Genomic DNA, 19574 nt, shown 5'->3' with positions numbered 1-19574 from the left:
CTCGCTCTACTATTAGGAGATGGATTCTCATCTCCTTCATTTTCCAATTCACTTTCGTTTTTTGCTCCCCTATTCGCGTGGAAGCAGGGGACAAGGGACTTTCGGAAGATTCCAATCATTTCCTTCTCTACCAAGGAAAACCACTGACGGGAATTTTGATTCAAAAAAATCCATTTCTTTCTGAAATCTATGAAACAGAATATTACAAAGGGGTTCCTCACGGTCGTTATACGGCAAAAAAAGAAAATGGAACTCTAATAGAAGAAAGAAACGTTCGATATGGGCAAAAACACGGAAAACAAATTAGTTATTTTGAAAATGGTAACTTACGGCAAAAATCCGAATTTGAAAATGGTAAACCTATAGGTGAATTTTTCGACTATTTTGACAATGGTCAAATTGCCACCTATCAGACATTCTACGATTCTGGAAAACCTAAAGTTTCTAAAAAATGGAACAAACGTGGACAAATTTATTTGAACCATGTGTTTCTGGAAACAGGGGAAAGTTTTGGAAGACCAGGAAGTAAACTTTGCGATCCCATTCCCGAGGATGAAAAAAAACTTCCATGAATTCATTGTTTCTGAATCCAAATACTTCCAAACAATCCTATAGAAAAAAAAACCAACAAAAAGGCAATTATCCAACCTGGGCCCGAGTGTTATTTCTATTGGTCATTTGTTTGGTAAATCTGAACTGCAGACCTTCAGAACCAACTCCAAATCCAAGTATACTACCTTATTTTTCAGGAAAAGATTTTGACCCAGTATGGACAGAAAATCCAGAAAAGGATCCCAATTTAAAAAGAGTTCCAAATACACTGGAACTAATAGAACATACAGGGAAAACAATTCTCCCCAAGGATTGGGCACCTAGCGAACATTTGGTTGTATTCTTCTATGCGACTTGTCGTGGGATTTGTCCTTTAATCACAAGAAACCTAATCGAAATAGAACCAATTTTTTCAGAGTTTACCGATCTTAAAATTTTTTCCATTTCGATTAATTCGAAAGAAGATACTGTCCCTGTTTTGCAAAACTATAGAAAAACCTATCAGATCAAAAACCCAAATTGGAGTTTTTTTACAGGTAAGGATTCTATGATCGAAGATTTTGCCAAGGGAACTTGCGGTGCGGAAATGGAAGGATTTTCTGTTGAACGAAGTAAGTATGAATTTGTTCATACTGAAAATATTTTTTTATTTGATAAAAACCGATTTTTACGAGGAATCTACCGGGCCAAAGGAACTGGCGATATACAGAGGTTAGTGGAAGATTTGCGTAAACTGAGAGAAAAAATCAATTAATCTAAGGATTTTTTTTTAAATCCTTAGATTATAAAAATGATTCAAATTGAAATTTAACAAACTATCGTTTGAATCTTTAATTTTTGATTTTATATCCTGTTCTAAAAATAAGCCAAGTCACAGTCAAACAAACTGTCAAAAACACAAGAATCATCGAAATACTAACGGAAAGTGCGACATCCGCCCTTTCAAAAAAACTGTAACGAAACCCACTCACCAAATACAACACTGGGTTAAACATACTTAATTTTTGCCAGAATGGTGGTAACATTTGGATGGAATAAAAACTTCCTCCGAGGAATACAAGTGGCGTGATGACAAGCATAGGAATCATTTGGAGTTTTTCAAAACTATCCGCCCAAATCCCAATCACAAACCCAAATAAACTAAAACTAATGCAGGTTAGCACAAGAAAAAACACCATTAAGATGGGATGATCAATACGAATTGGCACAAAAAAGGAAGCCGTAATGAGCATAAGCACTCCCAACATTAAAGACTTTGTGGCCGCAGCACCCACATATCCAATCACGACTTCCCACATCGTAACTGGTGCAGAAAGGATTTCATAAATAGTTCCATTGAACTTTGGAAAATAAATTCCAAAGGAAGCGTTCGAAATACTTTCCGTGAGTAGTGATAACATCACAAGACCTGGAACAATGAAACTTCCGTAATGGATTCCATCAATCTCTTGGATTCTGGATCCGATTGCCGATCCAAAAACAATAAAATACAAAGAAGTGGAAAGGACAGGGGATGCAATGCTTTGTAAAAGTGTACGAAAGGTTCTTGCCATTTCGAATCGATAAATTGACGTGATTGCGTAAAAATTCATACAGCCTCCTGTAACAATTGAACGAAGATTTCTTCTAGTGAACTTTGTTTTGTACTCAAATCGCTGAATTGGATTTTTAGTTTTTTCAAATCATCCAAAAGTTTGGTAATGAGACTACTATCATCAGAGCGGTCATATGTAAACACAAGAGCAGAATTGTTATCAACAAGTTCCAATTCATACTTCGAAAGAGATTTTGGAATTTGTTTTAGACTTTTTTTAAGTTCAATTCGGAGTTGTTTGGTACCGAGCTGTTTCATAAGCCTATCTTTATTTTCAGTAAGAAAAATCTCACCTTTTCGGATCACAGAAATCCGGTCGGCGATGGATTCAGCTTCTTCAATGTAGTGAGTCGTTAAGATGATGGTTACACCATTTTTCCTGAGAGATTCTACAATCTTCCACATATCCTTTCGCAATTCCACATCTACACCGGCACTAGGTTCATCCAAAAATAGAATTTTTGGTTCATGTGACAATGCTTTGGCGATCAAAACTCGGCGTTTCATCCCACCGGATAACGTCATAATCCTTTGGTCTTTTTTGTCCCAAAGGGATAGTGACTTCAAAACTTCTTCTATATATTTTGGGTTGGATGGTTTTCCATAGAGTCCTCTCGTAAAAGAAACACTGGCCCAAACTGTCTCAAAGGCATGGACACTGAGTTCCTGGGGAACTAGTCCAATGAGAGATCTTGTTTTTTTAAAGTCTCCAATGATGTCAAATCCAGATACAGTCACCTCACCACCGCTCGGCGAAACAATTCCGCAAATCAAATTGATCAGAGTGGTTTTTCCTGCTCCATTAGGACCAAGCAGGGCGTGAATTTCGCCCTCTTTTACTTCCCAATTTACATCCTTTAGTGCTTGGAATCCATTGTCATAAGACTTGGAGACTTGTTTTAGAGTGAGGATTGGTTTCAAACAGTTTCATCCTTCCAGCCAATGTCTGCGAGGAAGTCGTCGTAACCCCCATCATAGACAAAAACTCGGTCATCATCGAATACAATTAGTTTTGTAGCTACAGCACGCAAGTGCATTTCGTTGTGAGTGACCATAATCACAGAACCATCAAAGTTATCAATGGCCTCAATGAGTGAGTCACAAGATTGCATGTCCAAGTGGTTGGTCGGTTCATCCAAATACAATAAATGGCAAGGAGTGACCAAAATTTTTCCAAGGAGGACACGACTCTTTTCTCCCCCAGAGAGAACCTTAATCTTTTTTAAGGCGAGGTCTTCTGAAAACATAAGACCACCGGCAATGTTTCTTGCCTTTCCTTCCGAACAATTGGAATCCGCACTCATGATCTCTTGGACAACGGTATTACTTTCATTCATGTTCAGTTTGTTGGTTTGTCCAAAATACCCTTCTTTTAATATCGGATGTTTTTTGACTGTACCCGAAACTGGCGTAAGTTCCCCCGCAATTAACTTCAGCAAGGTGGACTTTCCTTTTCCGTTTTTCCCTATAATACAAATTCGATCTTCTGGCCCCACACTAATGGAAAATTTTTCAAATAAAAAAGGTGCCTTATTATCGTAGGAAAAAGACACCTCCTCTACACTTAACATCTGATTTGCGGAAAATGGAGCACTGTTAAAATATAGTTCCATATCTTCAATAGTGTCTAATGCTTTCATTTCCCCTTGTTTCTCTAGCTTTTTAACACGAGATTGGGTACGACTTGCAAAACTTGCTTTCGCCTTAAACTTAGCGATAAAGATTTCTTCTTGTTTGCGTTTTTTTGCTTCGTTCAGTCTGGTTTTTTCATAGATCTCTTCTGCTTGGTTGATCTGTGTATATAACTTTTCTGTATCCCCTTGGACCTTAATGGCTTTGGTTCTGTGAATGGCTACTGTGTGGGTAACAACACTATCCATAAAACTTCTATCATGTGTGATGAGAATGATTTCTCCTTCCCATTCGCGAAGGAATTCCTCTAACCAACGTATGGTGACAATATCCAGATAGTTATTTGGTTCATCTAAGATGAGCATATCGGGAGCTGAAACCAGAAGTTTAGCTAAGTTCATTCGGATTTGGTATCCACCAGAAAACTCATCTGGACTCCTTTCCATGTCTTTTTCCGAAAATCCAAGACCAAATAAAATTCGTTCTACTTTCCAGGTTTCGTATTCATCTCCTTCCGGAAGACCAAGTGCACATTCTTCCAAAACGGTAGGTTTGGTAAAAACCAAGTGCTGCTCTAAATGCCCGATACGGTATCCTTTCGGAATGGTGATGTTCCCAGAATCCGGCTCGGATTTTCCTAAAATGATTTGGACGAGAGTGGACTTACCATGTCCGTTACGACCGACAAGACCGACACGTTCGCCACGATTGACGCTAAATTGTAAGTCATCGAATAAGACTTTGCCATTGAATTGTTTGTTTAAACCAGAGATTTTGATCATATCATTTCCGAAGGTTGCCCTTCTAGTTAGAACCAGGATCGAAAAAGAACCGGAAACGACGAGTAGAATCGAAAAGAATTAGGGGTGATTCAGCAAAGAATTCCTGATTCCAAAGACATAATCACAGGGAAAACCTACCTGTCAAATTATGGACTTTTTTTAGGGTCTCAAAATTCCGAAACTATACTGTGCGAACTTTTTTCTTTTCTTTCCTTAGTTTCCTTTGCTTCACTGCAGGCGAGAGAACCTATGCCAATGGCAATTTACAAGTGGCCTTTGGAGCTGAAGAAAATTATTTACTTGTTCGTTCACTTGACTCCAGCGTTATCCATTTGGGAAGCCCTGAAGAAAAGCAAGAATACCAGGAAATTATTAATGAGTATTTGCGATTCAAAAGTCTACACATCCAAGGAAAGTATGGAGATGCATATTTGGCAGTTCGCTCGACTCAGTCAAAACTCATCAAACTCTATGACAAAATTCTTACAAAAAATATAACGCTGGTTCGTTCGGAACTAGTTTTACTTGGGGGTAAGTCTCGCGATAAAGAAAAAACACAAACAAGGGCATTTTTACGCTTAGCACTTCGAGATGTAAGTGAAGCGGAACAGAAGTTAGTGATGGCAAGGAACACTCGGCCTCTTCTTTATCTTTTGAAACTACGTGAAATGTTATTTTCTTTAAAAATTTTAAAACACGCAGGGAAGTTTGTGGTATTTCTCAACTTATTACATGACGGTAAGTTTATGGATTCCATTGAGTTCTCCGATTTTGATTCTATCGAATCGGAACTCATCCGCGGTTTTGGAAAAGGGAACAACCGACTACTCGCACTTCACTATGATAACTCATTTCTACCTTTTGGAGAAGAAAGTATCTACGAAAGTATGATGACAAATTACAAAGCTCCAGAAATCAAAAAAGATTAATCACTTAGAATCGAATTTGTTCGTTACCGATTTGTTTATTTCTCAAAGTTAATTCATATTTGTTTTTTGATCGAAAAATCGAATATTACTTTCGTTTATTATTTTAAGTGTATTAAGTCCCGGGCACAATTTGCTTTTTCTTTGGCCTCTTCGATTGTGTTTCCTAAAGCCAAACTAACACCCATTCGACGTTTCCCATCAATTTCCGGTTTCCCAAAAATTCGGATATCCACTCCCTTTTGTTTTAGAGCCTCTTCAATTCCTATATAAACTGGCGAATTTGTTTTTCCTTCCAAAAGAATGGCGGAACTTGCAGCGGGAGTTTGAAAGATCAACTCCGGAATGGGAAGTCCAAGTAATGCTCTTGCATGTAGTGAAAATTCAGAAAAATTTTGAGAGATAAGAGTCACTAGTCCTGTGTCATGTGGTCTTGGTGACACCTCACTAAAGTACACTTCGTCACCCTTAACAAAAAGTTCGACTCCGAAAATTCCAATTCCCCCAAGTCCCGTGGTAACAGTTTCTGCAATTTTTTCTGCATTACGTATAGCAAGTTCAGACATTGGTTGTGGCATCCATGATTCCACATAATCCCCGTTTACTTGTCTATGTCCTATAGGAGGCAAAAAGGTTGTTCCTCCAATATGGCGTATGGTGAGAAGTGTGATTTCGAAATCAAAAGAGATAAATTCTTCAATGATCATCTTACCTTTTCCTGTCCTTCCTCCTGTTTGGCCATACTCCCAAGCCTTTTGGATTTCCGATTCGTTTCGAACCATACTTTGTCCTTTTCCAGAAGAACTCATAATGGGTTTGACCACACAAGGAAATCCAATCTCTTTCACCGCCCTTGTAAAATCATCTTCTGTATCAGCAAAAAGATATTTGGAAGTTTTTAAACCAAGTTCTTTGGAAGCAAAATTACGAATCCCTTCTCGGTTCATTGTCAGATTCACGGCTTTGGCACTGGGGATGATACGAAAACCTTCCGCTTCCAATCGTACCAATGTTTCGGTATGGATGGCTTCAATTTCAGGAACTACAAAATCAGGCTTTAACTCTCGTATGGTGGCTTCCAATTCGTTAGGATCAAGCATATTGATGACACGAGATTCTTGTGCCACAAACATAGCAGGTGCATTCGGATAACGATCTACGGCGATGACATGAACACCTAGGCGATTTGCCTCAATGGCGACTTCTTTGCCAAGTTCCCCTGATCCAAGAAGTAAAAGTTTTGTAGCGTTGGGTGTAAAAGGAGTTCCGATCATAATCACATAGATCGGTAAGTGGCCCAATCAGACAAGGAAGATTATAGCCACTCATTCGTTGGAATTTGATTTAAAATTACATCAAGTAACGTTTGCCGAGTTTATCCCTTTGGTAGACATTTGCTCCCATTCGAATCAGTAGATCAGAAATTTCACCGAGTCCATCAAAACTATTGGCGATATGAAGGGCAGTCACTCCATTGGGATCAGTGACATTGGGGTTAGCGGCAGAATTTAATAATACTTCCAGAGCTTCAATGTTTCCTGTTTCCGTTGCTTTGTGAATTGGATACAAACCCATGTTATCTGGTCGATTCGGATCCAAACCAATTGCGAGTAACTTTTTCAAATAATAGATATCAGAAACTTCCGTTGCCGCAATCCCGAGCAACAGGGCCGATTCAGATACCAAAACCTCCTTTAATTCAGGATCGGATAATAACAAATCAAAGGAATCTTTATCTTCTCGCGTGATGGCGGAACACAAGGTGCGCAACCGAAGATTGGATTTAGTTTTACCAACAAAATCGATAATGTTTTGTATCATGTTTCTATCCTATCAATATGAGACGAATCTCCCTTGTAAAAATGGGACATTTTTTCATATTCTGCGAACCATTCATTGGGAATACTTCCCGAAATTCGTTTAAAATCATGATTGAAATGGGACTGGTCAGAATACTCAAATTCATGCGCCAAATCGGTAAAACGGAGGTCGGGATTGTTTTTTCGGTAATGGTCCGGATTTCGCACCATTTCCAATAACCTGTGCACTGTTCTATATTCGGATGGACTCATTCCCACGATCTCTTTGAATTTGCGATCCAATTGTTTTCTAGAAATTCCCAATTTTTGACAAAGGCCTTCAATGGGAGTGGCCGGATTTGTGAGTTCCAAAAGAGCAAATCGAACATATGTTGGAATTTCCGAAGGTTGTCCCGAATATTCTTTGAGAAACCGAGTGAGAAATTCAAAAATTTGATCATCAGATGAAAAACTTAATTCCGAAAAATCACCTAATTTTGCTTCGTCGCCTAATGAAATAAATTGGTTTTGTATTTCATCTCCACGTTTGGAAAAAAGGGAAAACATCCCCCCTACAAAAAATCGAATTGCAAACAAGTTCAAATCTGATTCCGATAAGATTCTCCACCGTCTCGTTTGTGGACCAACCAAGTGTAACTTCGGTAACCGAATGAATAGTCGGTTTTCAGTTTCTACAAGAGGAGGTTCACTCAAATGGAATACCACCTCACATTCGTAAGATGGCAATATCCAGGGAAGTTCTCGAGCATTAACTCCCTCCCAAATCCAAAATTCCTTAACGGATGATTCTAAATGAGAGGGAGGTTTAATAAATCGGATATCCAATCGTTACACCATTTCTGTTAATACTATTATTTCCAACGACTCATTCGAAGTGCATTAAAAACAACAGATAATGAACTGAATGCCATTGCTGCACCACTCACCCAAGGAAGAAGAAGTCCCGAAGCAGCGATGGGAATTCCTAATAAATTATATCCAAGAGCCCAACCAAAATTTTGTCGAATATTGGTGACTGTATCTTTACCAATAGTGATGAGATCCACAATTCTTTGGATGTCTCCGTTCACCAGTACCACATCGGCAGTTTGAATCGCAACATCAGATCCAGTTCCCATAGCGATTCCCACATCAGCGGAAGCAAGTGCCGGGGCATCATTGATTCCATCTCCAACCATCGCCGAATGGATCTTTTCTGTTTTGAAGGTTTTGATGATTTTTGCTTTTTCCTCAGGAAGTAAACCGGCATACACAGCCGATATCCCCACTAACTTAGCAACTTTGTTTGCAGAATTTGGATGATCCCCAGTCAAAAGGACAGGTTCAACTCCCATAGATTTTAAGGTAGCAATTGCACTCTTCGCATCTTCACGCAAACCGTCTTCAACTCGAAATACAACCATTCCTTCTGCATTTCCTCGAATGCCAACAAATACCAAACTAGATCCATCTTCTAACCAAACTTTGATCGACTCATTAATAAAATCAGGTACGGAAAATCCGTTTTCCTCAACAAACGTCCGTTTGCCGGCAAAAAAAGTATTTCCATTTTGTTCCGACTGGATTCCTCCACCAGGAAATGTTTTGGTAGAAACAATAGGCTCTGAATTTTGATACAGATTTTTTTCCTTTCCAAATCCAACAATGGCCTTTGCCAGAGGATGGTCAGAAGTTTGTTCCATCTTGACAATGCCTAGTAGGATTTGGTCTATTTCCGAAATACGAAAACCAGAATGGATCATTTCAGTGACTTTAGGTTTTCCTTCTGTCAAAGTTCCTGTTTTATCGAAACCAATCCAATTGATTTTTGAAACAGATTCCAAAGCTTCTGCGCTCCGAAACAATACTCCATGTTTGGCCGCTCTTCCTGTACCCACAAGTAAAGAGATTGGCGTAGCAAGTCCCAAGGCACAAGGGCATGCAATCACAAGAATGGCAATGCTTGTTTCGATTGCCGATGTAACATCACCTGATGTTAAAACGAAATACCAAACAAAAAAATCAACCACACTAATCGAAATTACAATAGGAACAAAAAAAGCAGAAATCTGATCGGCAATCCTTTGGATGGGTGCCTTGGTACCGAGTGACTCTTCCACCGAACGAATGATATGTGAAAGTGTTGTGTCATTCCCTACTTTAGTTGCTTTGACTACAAGCGAACCGTTCCCGTTAACTGTACCACTCAGAATCGAATCACCGATTTTTTTCTCTACCGGCATACTTTCGCCAGTTAACATTGATTCATCGGCAAAACTCACTCCTTCTGTAACAATTCCATCCATTGGGAATCGTTCTCCTGCCTTTACCAACACAAGATCCCCTGTTTTTAAATATTCATTAGGAACCTCAGTCCATATTCCATTGGATTGTACAGTGGCAGTTTCTGGGCGAAGTTTTAGTAACGCATTGATCCCATCGCTACTTTTTCCTTTGGCATAATGTTCGATCCATTTACCACCAAGAATAAAAGTGATAAGAACAGCTGAGGTTTCAAAGTATAAATCATTACCGAATATACTATAACCATAGGCTGCACTTGTTCCAATGACAACAAGGACATCCATATTGGCAGATCCATTCCTTAGTGCGCGATAAGCAGACCTGTAAAACGGAAATCCAATTAGAAACTGAACTGGGAATGCAATGACCATTTGGACAAACCGGTCCATTAAAAAATGTGGCATTGGCATAAAATTTAAAAAACTAAAGTGGGTAACCATTCCATAAAACAATGGTAAAGAAAGAACCAAAGACAAAAGAAAACGAATTTTCAAATTGCGAGTTTGATCCTTTTGCTTTTTTTCAGTTTCTGATTGTCGGTTCGCATCGTGAACCAGTGCGGAATATCCAAGCGATTCTACTTTTTTTAATAAAGAATCTACAGTTACGGAATCAGAAGTTCGCAAAAAAACAGATTCACGTGCAAAGTTGACTCGAACGTCAGAAACCCCATCCATTTTAGCAAGGCCCTTCTCAATGCGAAGGGCACAATTTGCGCAGGTCATACCAAAAAGATCTAATGTTCGTTCGGTGGTATTATTTTGCGTTTCCAAGAGAATATCCATCCTCATCTAAACGTTCGCGTAGTAAATTAAACTCCGCTTCCGTTAAAGATTCTTTCACAGTTACAATTTTTGAATCTAAATTTGCAGTTGCTTCCTTTCCATTCTCTGCAAACACTTTCTCTACAGTTTTTTTACAATGTCCGCAAGTCATTCCTTCGATTTCATAATTAACCATGATGATGCTCCTTTTTTACGTCCTTAGTCTCAAATAACGGAAGTTTGTATTTTACTTCTGCACCTTTTTGCAAATTCCATTCAGGAAAAAGAATCAATTCTCCCTCCAAAACCGAACTTCCCTTGGGAATTTCACAATAAAAATGGTCAGGGTGGTCTGTACATTTTAAAGGGAACTCTTTTTCATTTGATACAACCTTACCTCGTAACTTCGAATTTTTGGAAGTAGGATTTTCAAAATTAATATCCAATAGATAAACTTTAAAACCCAAATTTTGGTAGGGAAGGACTTCCGTGTGGAAGGCCCCTGGCATCCGAATCGCGCCTCCATGAGGGCCCGGTTTATGTTCTCCGTGCGCTGCCATCTGATTGACACTAATCAGAAAAAGCAAAATCGCAAGTTTGACTATTTTTTTGGTTGGCTTCATGATAACTCCTTTGTTAACATAAAACCAGTCTAAACCTTCCAACTGTTGGAAGGTCAATAGCCGAGTTCTTTTTTTTTTACTTTTTTTCTAATTTTTTTAAGGAGATACATATGAACATTGGAGAACTTTCTAAGAAATCGGGAGTCAGCGCAAAACTTATTCGCCATTACGAAGGAATTGGTCTCATTCCAGAAGCTGGTAGGACAGAGAATGGTTACAGATCCTATTCAAAAGATGACGTCCACTACTTACGTTTTATCAAAAGATCGAGAGAACTTGCTTTTCCTTTGGAAGATATAAAAAGTTTACTTGGGCTTTGGAAAAACAAGTCCCGAAGTAGCAAACAGGTAAAGTTACTGGCAGAAAAACATTTACATGATTTAGATTTAAAATTAAAACAACTAAAGGATATGTCAGATACTTTAAAAAACCTCGTTAAACATTGCCATGGTGACCATAGACCGGACTGCCCCATTTTAAAAAACTTGGAACAAACCTGATCGAGAATCAAAATATTTTATAAATCTTTTTTGAGAACTTCGGCAATCATTCTAGTAGCCGCTTCATTGATATGAATATCGCCCTTTTGCAGCAAATCCGTTCTGTATCTCATAAAGTTTCGCAAATCGATAAACGGAATATGGTTTTCTTTGGTTATCTGGATCAAATCCAAAACCAACTCAGAATCAGATTCCAACCAGCTAACATTCATTTTAAATCCTATGTTCTTATAAATTTCATACCGAGTTCTATCATATTCAACTTCCAATGGAAGATAAACTACCCTTAATTGTTTGCCGTCTTTTTCTATTTGATCTTTCAATTGGAAAAAAATCTGACTCCATCGTTCAAAATTTATTTTTGCAAATGACTTTGTATCAAGAGAACTTGAAAGGTAAGTGGGACTAATTTGGAATAGTGTTTTCAGAGGAAGAAAATCAACGACCTCATTTTTTTTTGACTTTTGAGCAAAAGGAAAATAAGGAAGTTTTGCGACTCTTTCCAACTCATCTTCCATTCGTTTTTGAATGGATTCAAAATATTTTTTTTTAAAATACAAACGAGTTGATTTTGGAAAAAAAAATGAAGAAAGGTGAAGGTACCATTTTTGATGATTTACAAAATGTAAATAGTCAGGAGTATCCCCTGTTTCATAAATATCATTTCCATACACAAACAAATATACAGTTTTCTCTTTTAAAAAAGCACTTACCTTTTGATACATTGACAATTCGTTTTCCAACGTAAACCCGGGAATTCCAAGATTGGTCCATTGGCAGTTTGTCTCTCGATTTAATATTTCAGAAAAAGTATCCTTCCAAAAAATACCTGAACCAAATGTTTGCGAATCACCTAATAACAAATAACCGCATTTAAAGTTACTTTTTTTACTTCCGATTCGAACCCCAAATTCATCGATTTGCCCAAATTCTCTTTCACCTTGCCGAAAATAAGGGATTTTTCTATTGATAGGGAAATGGTAATGGCCATAAGAAAATTCCAAAAATCCGAAGGAATCAAAAGTTCTTGTCACAAACAACGACCCACAAAAGAAAACAAAGGCATAAAAAGTCAATTTTATGCCTTTAGAAAGAAAAGTGGCTTTGCGAATATCTTTTTTCATTGCGGATCTTTAGAAAGGAAGAAGAGTATACCTGTTTTCGATTTCGTATGGATCAATCAAAAAAAGCAATAGGTTTCTTTGTTAGTTTGGGAATTTTGGTTTTAGGGTATTTGTTGGTCACAACAAAACAAATCGAAGCTTTTTCTGATTTTGCACTTTTGGAATGGCAAATCAAATTGGCACTACAAGGTAAATTTTATTTACCTTATGATTCCTTATTGCAAGATCCAAACTTTCAATTTTTTCCTTTACCTGATCTTTTTTTTCATGTACACAAAGGCTTTGTTTACTCCACTTTTCCAAATTTTTATCCTATTTTTTCTGCACCATTTTATGCAATCAATGAACAAGTTGGAATTAGATTCGCACAATTCATTTTATTCTTTTTATCAATTTATATTTTTTATCAAATTAAAAAAGATAAAATCGCCACAATACTTTTGTTGTTTGGATCATCAATTTCTCTCTATATTTTTTTGATTCATGATACGATCTTATTTTTCTTTTTAGAAATTTCCATATTATTCCTGTTTCATCGCAGATGGACTGTATTTCCAGGAATTCTATCCATCTGTTTAGTTTGGATGCGACCCGAAATGGTTTTCTCCATTTTTTTGATCCTCATTTTTTTCTCTAAAGAGAAAAATTGGAAAAAAATTATCATTACATTTATTGTTACCGGATTTGTTTTTTCGATTGTTAACAAATTAACATTAGGAACTTTCTTTCCCCTTCGCCTTGTAAAGAGTCCAAAATTTAATTTCAACGCAGACACAAGTTTATTTTTATTTAAAATTTTGTTAGAACAAATTCCAATTTTTATTTTATTTATTTTTTATTTGTCAAAGGCAATCATTCGGAAAAAAAAATTATACCAATATATCTCGTTAATTCTCATAACTTTTTTATTGGTCCTCATTTCACCCAATACAGGAGGGCATAATACACCGCGGTATTTTTATGGGCTCTTTCCTTTGTATATTCTATTATTCAGAGACAATGGGAATGAAACAACAAATACTAAACTCACAAATACTTGGGGAGTTCTTTGTTTCATCCTAGCATTGTATCAAATCAATCTGCTTTTCCAGAAATCAAAAGAACTTACAAAAATCTCTAAATACCAAACAAACACGGTTCAAATGATTAGAAAAATAAAAGATAAGGTTTTGGTTTTTAATAATTCCGATTTTTCTTTTGTAAATTTACCTGCATTAGAGACTCTACCAAATTCGGAGGCACAAAAAGAACTTTTGTTACTCAGGCCAAACTTCAGTAAAAAAACATTCATACAAATTTTATCTGCCAAAAATGTGGACTCATTTGTTTTTTTAGAACTTCCACCTTCACCAATCCCACTCGGTCTAATTGTATCGAACCCAAACAATAGAAAGCTGGGAGAATATAAAAAGGGAATTCAATATCAATTGCCAAATGCCTTACTCCCCATTCAAATAACGGAATACAAACGCCAATGAATACAAAACAATGCCCAAGTTGCGGAAGTACAAACATTTACCAAGAGTCTGCGACAGTGTATCGCTGTGGGGATTGTTTTGATCGTCTTCCCACAGGTAGTATGGTTGATCTTCCTCCTCCCAAAGTATACGGAACACAAAAAAAATCAGAAACAAATTCATTTGGGAATTGGAAAAATCTAATCACAGGAATTGTTCTGGTTTGGGTTGTGTTAGGATCTTCTATCTTTACATACTTTCAAAAACTCCAATCGGGCCAAGGCACTTTAGAAGAAGAACCTACAACCATCAAAATAGATCCCAATTTGGAATCCATAGAAATTAATCCGGATGGAGAATTTCAATACACAACGCCAATTCCAGACGGGATTGGAAACATATACTTCGTTGGGAAATTCACTAACAAAAGTGGACACCAATTGTTAATGCCCAAGTTTACAGTAGATTTATTAAATGAAGAAGGATTAATCGTTGGATCAAGCGAAGGTTATGCGGAAAAAACCATTGTTCCCGATGGAGAGTCTGTCGTTTTTCAAGTGTTAGCCGAAAGCCCACCAAAGTTTACTAATTTCGAAACCAAAGTTACAGCCACAACGATACCCAGTGATCATAAAAGACCAGAGCTAGTATTAAAAGAAATAGATTTCAAAAGGAATCCATACAAAGAAATTAAACTTGTTGGAAAAATTAAAAATAAGGGAATCACAACTGCAAACTTTACCCGCATCACCTGTTTGCTCATTGATAAACAAAATAAAACCATTGATTACGGAAGTATTAGTTTAGAAAAAGAAGATTTTTTACCAAAAGAATCGATAAACTTCGAAATTAATTTTGTCAGAGCAAAACAAATTCCTGACTCTTACTATTGCGAAACAGATTCTATTTTGAAAGAGAATACAAGTCAATAAAAAAGGATTAGTCCCAATGCCTATGCAAAACTCTGTAAAAGTTGTCGATGGATTTATCTAAATTATGAGACCTCCAATATGGATTAGCTTCTAGTGCATCCTGAACAGATTTTACTACATTTCGCGTAAAGTTAGTGCGATCAATTTTTGAACCAGTTTCCAGTTTTTCAAAATTGGTATTGCGAACGGAAAGTTCTTTTTTTATGGCTGTCGAGATAACCAACACTGCTTCCTCTGATGTTAGGCGGTGTTCCATAACAAGTAACTCAGCCGCTTCCTTAATCAATTTTAATTGCCTTTGACTCACTGACATACAAAACCAAACACAATCCCATCATAAAAAGATTTGAAAAACAATTCAGAAACAAAAAATCAAACTGGAAAAATCCTTTCAAAATTTACGAACTTATAAAAATAGTTTTAAACCTTGGCAATTGTAATCGAAATCAAGAACAATGATCTTTCTTTTGATGGTCTCAGCGGATTCCGTGAAAGAATTATGTCTACCATTCACAACACGAGGGAAGATGTGGTTTTGGACTTTACGGAGATTTCCATGTCTTTGGATAGTGCGACCATTGGCGAATTGATGAAATTTCATTCTGCACTGGAATCCCAACAGCTACAATTGCAAATCCGAGGTGTTAATAAACTCATCCGCACTGTTTTTCGATTGAACAAACTCGACACGATCCTTCACCTAATCGACTGAGATATACGTAAGAGTACGAATCATCCACTCTGATTTCTTAAGAGTCTTTCCTTTCCATTTCGTCTGATTGTAGATGAAACCACTATGGTCCATCCTCATTCTCTTTTTTATCACAACTTGTTCTCACAGGAAAACTGATTCCCTTCTCTGGCTTTTTCCTTTGCTCGGGAACACAAACGTAACCCAGAGCCTACCCGATGAACCTACAAACCCAGTTGGAGTGACTGTTCCCACCTCCATCCGACTGAGCATTCTTAGTCCAGAATCAATCGAGACATTTTGTCCACTTTATGGAGGGCTTTTGATTCAATACATAGAAGGTGAAGAGAGAACTTGTTCTCCTTCCGAACTGGATCCAAGTTGTATCGGAATTAAATTGGATGAAAACGGCATTCCAATTCTTTTGGATCCTCGCTCTTATGTAGGCATTGATTTCCCAACAACTATCGAAGTAGGTGATCGCTTGTTCCCCAAAGACAAAAAGTCTAATCTATTTTGTTTTCTAAGACCAATTCCTATCGATAACAATCATGTTGAAATGTATAGTTTCCAAAATCAGTCCAACAACGCTTCATTAAACAATTGTTATTACAATCTATCAGAAACACGTTGTATTGACAGATTTCCACTTCTTGGTAGAGCGAGTTTCATCATCCCCAAAGAATTTCCCATTGATGTTTCCGATGGAAATGGACATGCAGGATCACATACATTAGAACTTAAATTTGTTACGGAAGATAATCTTTTTACGACATGCACTTATATTGGGAATGAACACAAAAGTATCCAAGGATTTACCGCCAATGCATATATTGCAGGGAATCCAGATTCAAAAGGGAAAACTGGACATTGTGTTCAATGCGAATCTAACTATTGTAATTCGGTAGATCCTAGTACTGGATTAGTTTTACCTTCCGTTGAAGTAAATCGTTTTACAATCCCTGTAGGTGAAACAGTTATTGCAAAAACAGAAATTTCCTTGTCAGTGATCAAAGGGCAAGGACCTTTCAAACATTCCACTCGTTGGATGATTGAAAACTTTCAACAATTCGTTAGTTTTGAGGAACTATCTGTATTACCTGCGAGCAGTATATTCCTTCTTTGGTTTATTGTTCCTACTTTCGTTATGGTCTTCTATTTTTATCATAAAAAATGGAAACACTGGCTAAAGAAAAAAACTAACGAATAGGAAAAGATAAATCAAACTGAACACTTTGACCTGGTTTAACATTTACTTTTCCTTTCAATTGTTGAACCAGTAAATTCATAAGTTTGATCCCAAATCCAGATTCTGAATTTTCTAACGAATAATTTTCTGGTAACGCTTCCCCATCATCACTATAAAGAAAATGAATTTTGAAATCTTTTTTCTGAATCTGGACAACAATTTTTCCAACTTCCGCCATCTGAAAGGAATGTTTAACAGAATTACAAATTAATTCGTTTAAAATAATACCTAAATTGTTGGCAATGTCTGGCTTCACAATGATAGGTTCATCTGAAATAAAATCAAAACGAATCATCTTAGGATAAGTTGATAAAATTTGTCCGACTAAATTTGGTATGTATTCTTTTAGATCAATTTCATTTGGATTCTGCGATCGATACAACCGATCATATAAGGCCATCATACTTCGCAAACGACCGGCCGCTTCATCAAATTGTTCTTTTAAATGAGAATCATGAGAAAAATTGGACTGCATTTTCAAAAGACTAAAAACAGAAAAAAGATTATTTTTGATTCGATGGTGAACCTCTTGCAAAAGTAACTCCTTTTCCTGCAATAATTGAGTCACCCTTTCTTCAGATTCAATAGTTCTTGTAATTAAAGTATGTAATGCAACGAATCGATTGATACTTCCATCAATGGATCGCAAGGGAACAATGGTTGTACTGACCCAATATATAGAACCTGTTTTTGTTCGATTCCGAATCTCTCCCTTCCAAACATATCCATTTTGAATCATATGATACATACGTTCAAAAAATTCGGATGAATGAAATCCAGAATTCAACAAACGGTGGTTATTTCCGATTAACTCATCTCTTGAATACATTGAAATTTCGCAAAATCGATCATTTGCATAGGTGATATTGCCGTTTCGATCGGTAATTGTTATCACTGCATGTTCATCAAAAGCAAATTTTAATTGTGAAAACTCAAACTGTGACATTCTCAATTCAAAAAAACTTTGGTAATGTAAATCCGTTGTGTTTTGGTGGGTAGGTTTGGTGTGTAGTTTAAATTCAATCCCAAGTTCTTCCGTAATGTCCCTTGCAACAACTAAGATTCGTTTGTTTCCATCTGAATCTTGTTGTAGTTTTCCCCTACACTCAAAAGTCAAAAAATGTCCATTTTTATGTGCAATTCGCCAAATCCCTTTGGTTTCCGATCCAGGGGTTTGCAAATAAGACATTTTGGTGAGTAACTCATTACGATCTTCTGGATGAAAAAAATCTTCTACCGAACGACCTAATATCTCATGTGCCTCATAACCTAACCTATGTTTGTGAAATGAATTGGCATATCGAATTTTATCGAATGAATCTAATTCGCAAATTAAATCTGGGATGTTCGAAAGTATATCATCGTAATTAGTTTGAAACATAAATTTAGTTTTTTATTACGGGTAATGAAAACTGAAACGCCACTTTCGTAATAGGACTATCACTCCATTCAGAATGGTCTACGATATTATGGACAGACAATTTTCCTTCATGTTTTTTGAAACATGAATCCACATAACTAAGCCCCAATCCAAAATCCAGAGTTCCATAAACATCAAAAACATTTTTGGATAAACGATAGAATGGTTCAAAAATTAGATTTTCAAATTGTAGCGGAACTCCATACGTTCCATCTGCATTAGGTATAGGTTGGTTATAAATTACACATTTAAACCAATTGTATTCAACATTCGTTACAATTGTGATGTTAGTATCAGCACGTGAAAACTTACATGCATTCGTAATAATTTCTTTGAAGGAGTTCTGTAGAGAAAATTTATTATAAGATATTTTATATTTTAAATGGTTCTGTTTAATATCTCCCATCACAATCTGTTGGTTTTTTAAGGCCAATATCGGCTTTAAATCTTCAGTCCATAGAAGAAATTGTTCGTAAAGCTCAGCACAAGTAATTTCTTCAAACTCCATGGGACTAGATACCATTAAATCGATATCAGAAAACATCTTTAGAGCTTTTTCTGCCATTCCCGTATTAATTTGAATTAACTCCATTACGTCTGATTCTATTTTATAATGTTCTCCTTCTTTCACCGTTGTATCAGAAACTAATTTCAGAAGCGTAACCAAAGCTCCAAATCCTGCGCCTTGACAAAAACTGTTTTTTAAACTTTCAAATAAATTTTGGTTTAGTCGATTGAATTCACCTCCAGCCATTTTTTCTTTCCACTGGATCCATTCTAAATGACCTTCCAAACGAAGTTGACGTTCTCTCTTAGTAATTGTTTCCGTTCTTTTCATTTCATAAAATTCAAATGCTCGCTTTAACTTTATGGAGAGTTCGTGTTCTTCCAATGGTTTGACTAGATAATCATAAATTCCCAACTTCATCACGTTCACAATCAACTTAGGATTACTATGAGAAGTGAACATAAATATCACAGGTTCAATCTCTTCTGATTTCAATTCCTGAATCAACTCAGCACCATTTAAACCAGGCATTTCATAGTCAGTAATGACGACAGGAAAGGGATTTTCTAAATAGAATTCTAAGGCTTGTTTTCCGTCAGTGGCAAGGGTAACCTTATAACCCAATGCGGACAAACTGTCCTTTAAATAGGTTGCCGAAACCAATTCATCTTCAGCTAATAGAATTCTTTTTTCGCGCACCTAAATATCCCAAACTTT

At 36.7% G+C, this 19574-nt stretch carries 21 protein-coding genes; 8 read left to right on the top strand and 13 right to left on the bottom strand.

Annotated features, from left to right (window positions below; all coding sequences use genetic code 11):
- Positions 1 to 77: 77 nt before the first annotated feature.
- Complete coding sequence (locus tag CLV96_RS18185; RefSeq protein WP_004785358.1) at positions 78 to 572, top strand: toxin-antitoxin system YwqK family antitoxin; 495 nt, start codon at positions 78 to 80, stop codon at positions 570 to 572.
- Positions 569 to 1306 carry an SCO family protein gene (locus CLV96_RS18180; protein WP_004786920.1) on the top strand — a complete coding sequence of 246 codons (738 nt, stop codon included), beginning with the start codon at positions 569 to 571 and terminating at the stop codon, positions 1304 to 1306. Before CLV96_RS18185 ends, CLV96_RS18180 begins: the two co-directional genes overlap by 4 nt.
- Before the next feature lie 76 nt (positions 1307 to 1382).
- Here the strand turns inward: CLV96_RS18180 and CLV96_RS18175 are convergent, their stop codons facing one another.
- Genes CLV96_RS18175 through CLV96_RS18165 form a run of 3 tightly spaced genes read right to left on the bottom strand, consistent with a single transcriptional unit; the run spans position 1383 to position 4560 of the window.
- On the bottom strand, positions 1383 to 2144 hold the full coding sequence (locus CLV96_RS18175) for an ABC transporter permease (RefSeq protein ID WP_004787564.1): 762 nt from the start codon (positions 2142 to 2144) through the stop codon (positions 1383 to 1385).
- Positions 2141 to 3067 carry an ABC transporter ATP-binding protein gene (locus CLV96_RS18170; protein WP_004784705.1) on the bottom strand — a complete coding sequence of 309 codons (927 nt, stop codon included), beginning with the start codon at positions 3065 to 3067 and terminating at the stop codon, positions 2141 to 2143. Before CLV96_RS18170 ends, CLV96_RS18175 begins: the two co-directional genes overlap by 4 nt.
- Positions 3064 to 4560, bottom strand: a complete 1497-nt coding sequence (locus CLV96_RS18165; protein ID WP_004787619.1) for an ABC-F family ATP-binding cassette domain-containing protein — start codon at positions 4558 to 4560, stop codon at positions 3064 to 3066. Before CLV96_RS18165 ends, CLV96_RS18170 begins: the two co-directional genes overlap by 4 nt.
- 188 nt (positions 4561 to 4748) lie before the next feature.
- On the opposite strand from CLV96_RS18165, the gene CLV96_RS18160 reads away from it, so the two are divergent.
- Positions 4749 to 5489 (top strand): adhesin OmpL37 family surface protein, encoded by a 741-nt coding sequence (locus CLV96_RS18160; RefSeq protein ID WP_004786639.1) that lies wholly within the window; start codon positions 4749 to 4751, stop codon positions 5487 to 5489.
- A gap of 98 nt (positions 5490 to 5587) precedes the next feature.
- Here CLV96_RS18160 and purT read toward each other — a convergent pair whose 3' ends face one another.
- The 6 genes from purT to CLV96_RS18130 form a co-directional block, all read right to left on the bottom strand.
- Entirely contained in the window at positions 5588 to 6760 is a 1173-nt protein-coding gene (gene purT, locus CLV96_RS18155) for a formate-dependent phosphoribosylglycinamide formyltransferase (protein ID WP_004785582.1), read from the bottom strand.
- A gap of 76 nt (positions 6761 to 6836) precedes the next feature.
- On the bottom strand, positions 6837 to 7307 hold the full coding sequence (locus tag CLV96_RS18150) for an ankyrin repeat domain-containing protein (protein ID WP_004787578.1): 471 nt from the start codon (positions 7305 to 7307) through the stop codon (positions 6837 to 6839).
- Positions 7304 to 8131, bottom strand: a complete 828-nt coding sequence (locus CLV96_RS18145) for an AraC family transcriptional regulator (RefSeq protein WP_004784986.1) — start codon at positions 8129 to 8131, stop codon at positions 7304 to 7306. The genes CLV96_RS18150 and CLV96_RS18145 overlap by 4 nt, the downstream gene beginning before the upstream one ends.
- 26 nt (positions 8132 to 8157) lie before the next feature.
- Complete coding sequence (locus CLV96_RS18140) at positions 8158 to 10362, bottom strand: heavy metal translocating P-type ATPase (RefSeq protein ID WP_004786116.1); 2205 nt, start codon at positions 10360 to 10362, stop codon at positions 8158 to 8160.
- Positions 10346 to 10549, bottom strand: coding sequence for a heavy-metal-associated domain-containing protein (locus CLV96_RS18135; RefSeq protein ID WP_004787172.1), 204 nt, complete (start codon positions 10547 to 10549; stop codon positions 10346 to 10348). Before CLV96_RS18135 ends, CLV96_RS18140 begins: the two co-directional genes overlap by 17 nt.
- The gene (locus CLV96_RS18130) at positions 10542 to 10976 is read right to left on the bottom strand and encodes a hypothetical protein (protein ID WP_004784484.1); all 435 of its coding nucleotides are present in this window, start codon (positions 10974 to 10976) and stop codon (positions 10542 to 10544) included. The genes CLV96_RS18135 and CLV96_RS18130 overlap by 8 nt, the downstream gene beginning before the upstream one ends.
- 110 nt (positions 10977 to 11086) lie before the next feature.
- On the opposite strand from CLV96_RS18130, the gene cueR reads away from it, so the two are divergent.
- Positions 11087 to 11476 carry a Cu(I)-responsive transcriptional regulator gene (gene cueR, locus CLV96_RS18125; RefSeq protein ID WP_004785541.1) on the top strand — a complete coding sequence of 130 codons (390 nt, stop codon included), beginning with the start codon at positions 11087 to 11089 and terminating at the stop codon, positions 11474 to 11476.
- A gap of 17 nt (positions 11477 to 11493) precedes the next feature.
- On the opposite strand, the gene CLV96_RS18120 is transcribed toward cueR, so the two are convergent.
- Positions 11494 to 12600 carry an SGNH/GDSL hydrolase family protein gene (locus tag CLV96_RS18120; protein ID WP_004786469.1) on the bottom strand — a complete coding sequence of 369 codons (1107 nt, stop codon included), beginning with the start codon at positions 12598 to 12600 and terminating at the stop codon, positions 11494 to 11496.
- Between the two features lie 47 nt (positions 12601 to 12647).
- On the opposite strand from CLV96_RS18120, the gene CLV96_RS18115 reads away from it, so the two are divergent.
- Positions 12648 to 14078 carry an LA_3751/LA_3752 family putative glycosyltransferase gene (locus CLV96_RS18115; RefSeq protein ID WP_004785457.1) on the top strand — a complete coding sequence of 477 codons (1431 nt, stop codon included), beginning with the start codon at positions 12648 to 12650 and terminating at the stop codon, positions 14076 to 14078.
- Positions 14075 to 14989 (top strand): hypothetical protein, encoded by a 915-nt coding sequence (locus tag CLV96_RS18110; RefSeq protein ID WP_004786203.1) that lies wholly within the window; start codon positions 14075 to 14077, stop codon positions 14987 to 14989. The genes CLV96_RS18115 and CLV96_RS18110 overlap by 4 nt, the downstream gene beginning before the upstream one ends.
- Positions 14990 to 14996: 7 nt before the next feature.
- Here CLV96_RS18110 and CLV96_RS18105 read toward each other — a convergent pair whose 3' ends face one another.
- Entirely contained in the window at positions 14997 to 15302 is a 306-nt protein-coding gene (locus CLV96_RS18105; protein ID WP_040917107.1) for a hypothetical protein, read from the bottom strand.
- A 114-nt stretch (positions 15303 to 15416) separates the two neighbouring features.
- On the opposite strand from CLV96_RS18105, the gene CLV96_RS18100 reads away from it, so the two are divergent.
- Both CLV96_RS18100 and CLV96_RS18095 read left to right on the top strand, forming a co-directional pair.
- Positions 15417 to 15701, top strand: coding sequence for an STAS domain-containing protein (locus CLV96_RS18100; RefSeq protein WP_035983216.1), 285 nt, complete (start codon positions 15417 to 15419; stop codon positions 15699 to 15701).
- Between the two features lie 73 nt (positions 15702 to 15774).
- Entirely contained in the window at positions 15775 to 16890 is a 1116-nt protein-coding gene (locus tag CLV96_RS18095) for a hypothetical protein (protein WP_004787029.1), read from the top strand.
- Here the strand turns inward: CLV96_RS18095 and CLV96_RS18090 are convergent.
- Together CLV96_RS18090 and CLV96_RS18085 are read right to left on the bottom strand one after the other, a co-directional pair.
- Positions 16880 to 18310: a PAS domain-containing sensor histidine kinase gene (locus tag CLV96_RS18090; RefSeq protein WP_004787556.1), complete on the bottom strand. Its 1431-nt coding sequence runs from the start codon at positions 18308 to 18310 to the stop codon at positions 16880 to 16882. The genes CLV96_RS18095 and CLV96_RS18090 overlap by 11 nt on opposite strands.
- A 4-nt stretch (positions 18311 to 18314) precedes the next feature.
- Entirely contained in the window at positions 18315 to 19556 is a 1242-nt protein-coding gene (locus tag CLV96_RS18085; protein WP_004786858.1) for a response regulator, read from the bottom strand.
- Positions 19557 to 19574 lie beyond the last annotated feature (18 nt).

The organism is Leptospira meyeri (assembly GCF_004368965.1).
In the GTDB taxonomy this organism is placed as follows: domain Bacteria; phylum Spirochaetota; class Leptospiria; order Leptospirales; family Leptospiraceae; genus Leptospira_A; species Leptospira_A meyeri.
The sequence above is the reverse complement of the archived record's forward strand: the minus strand, read 5'-3'. Positions and strand labels throughout refer to the sequence as shown.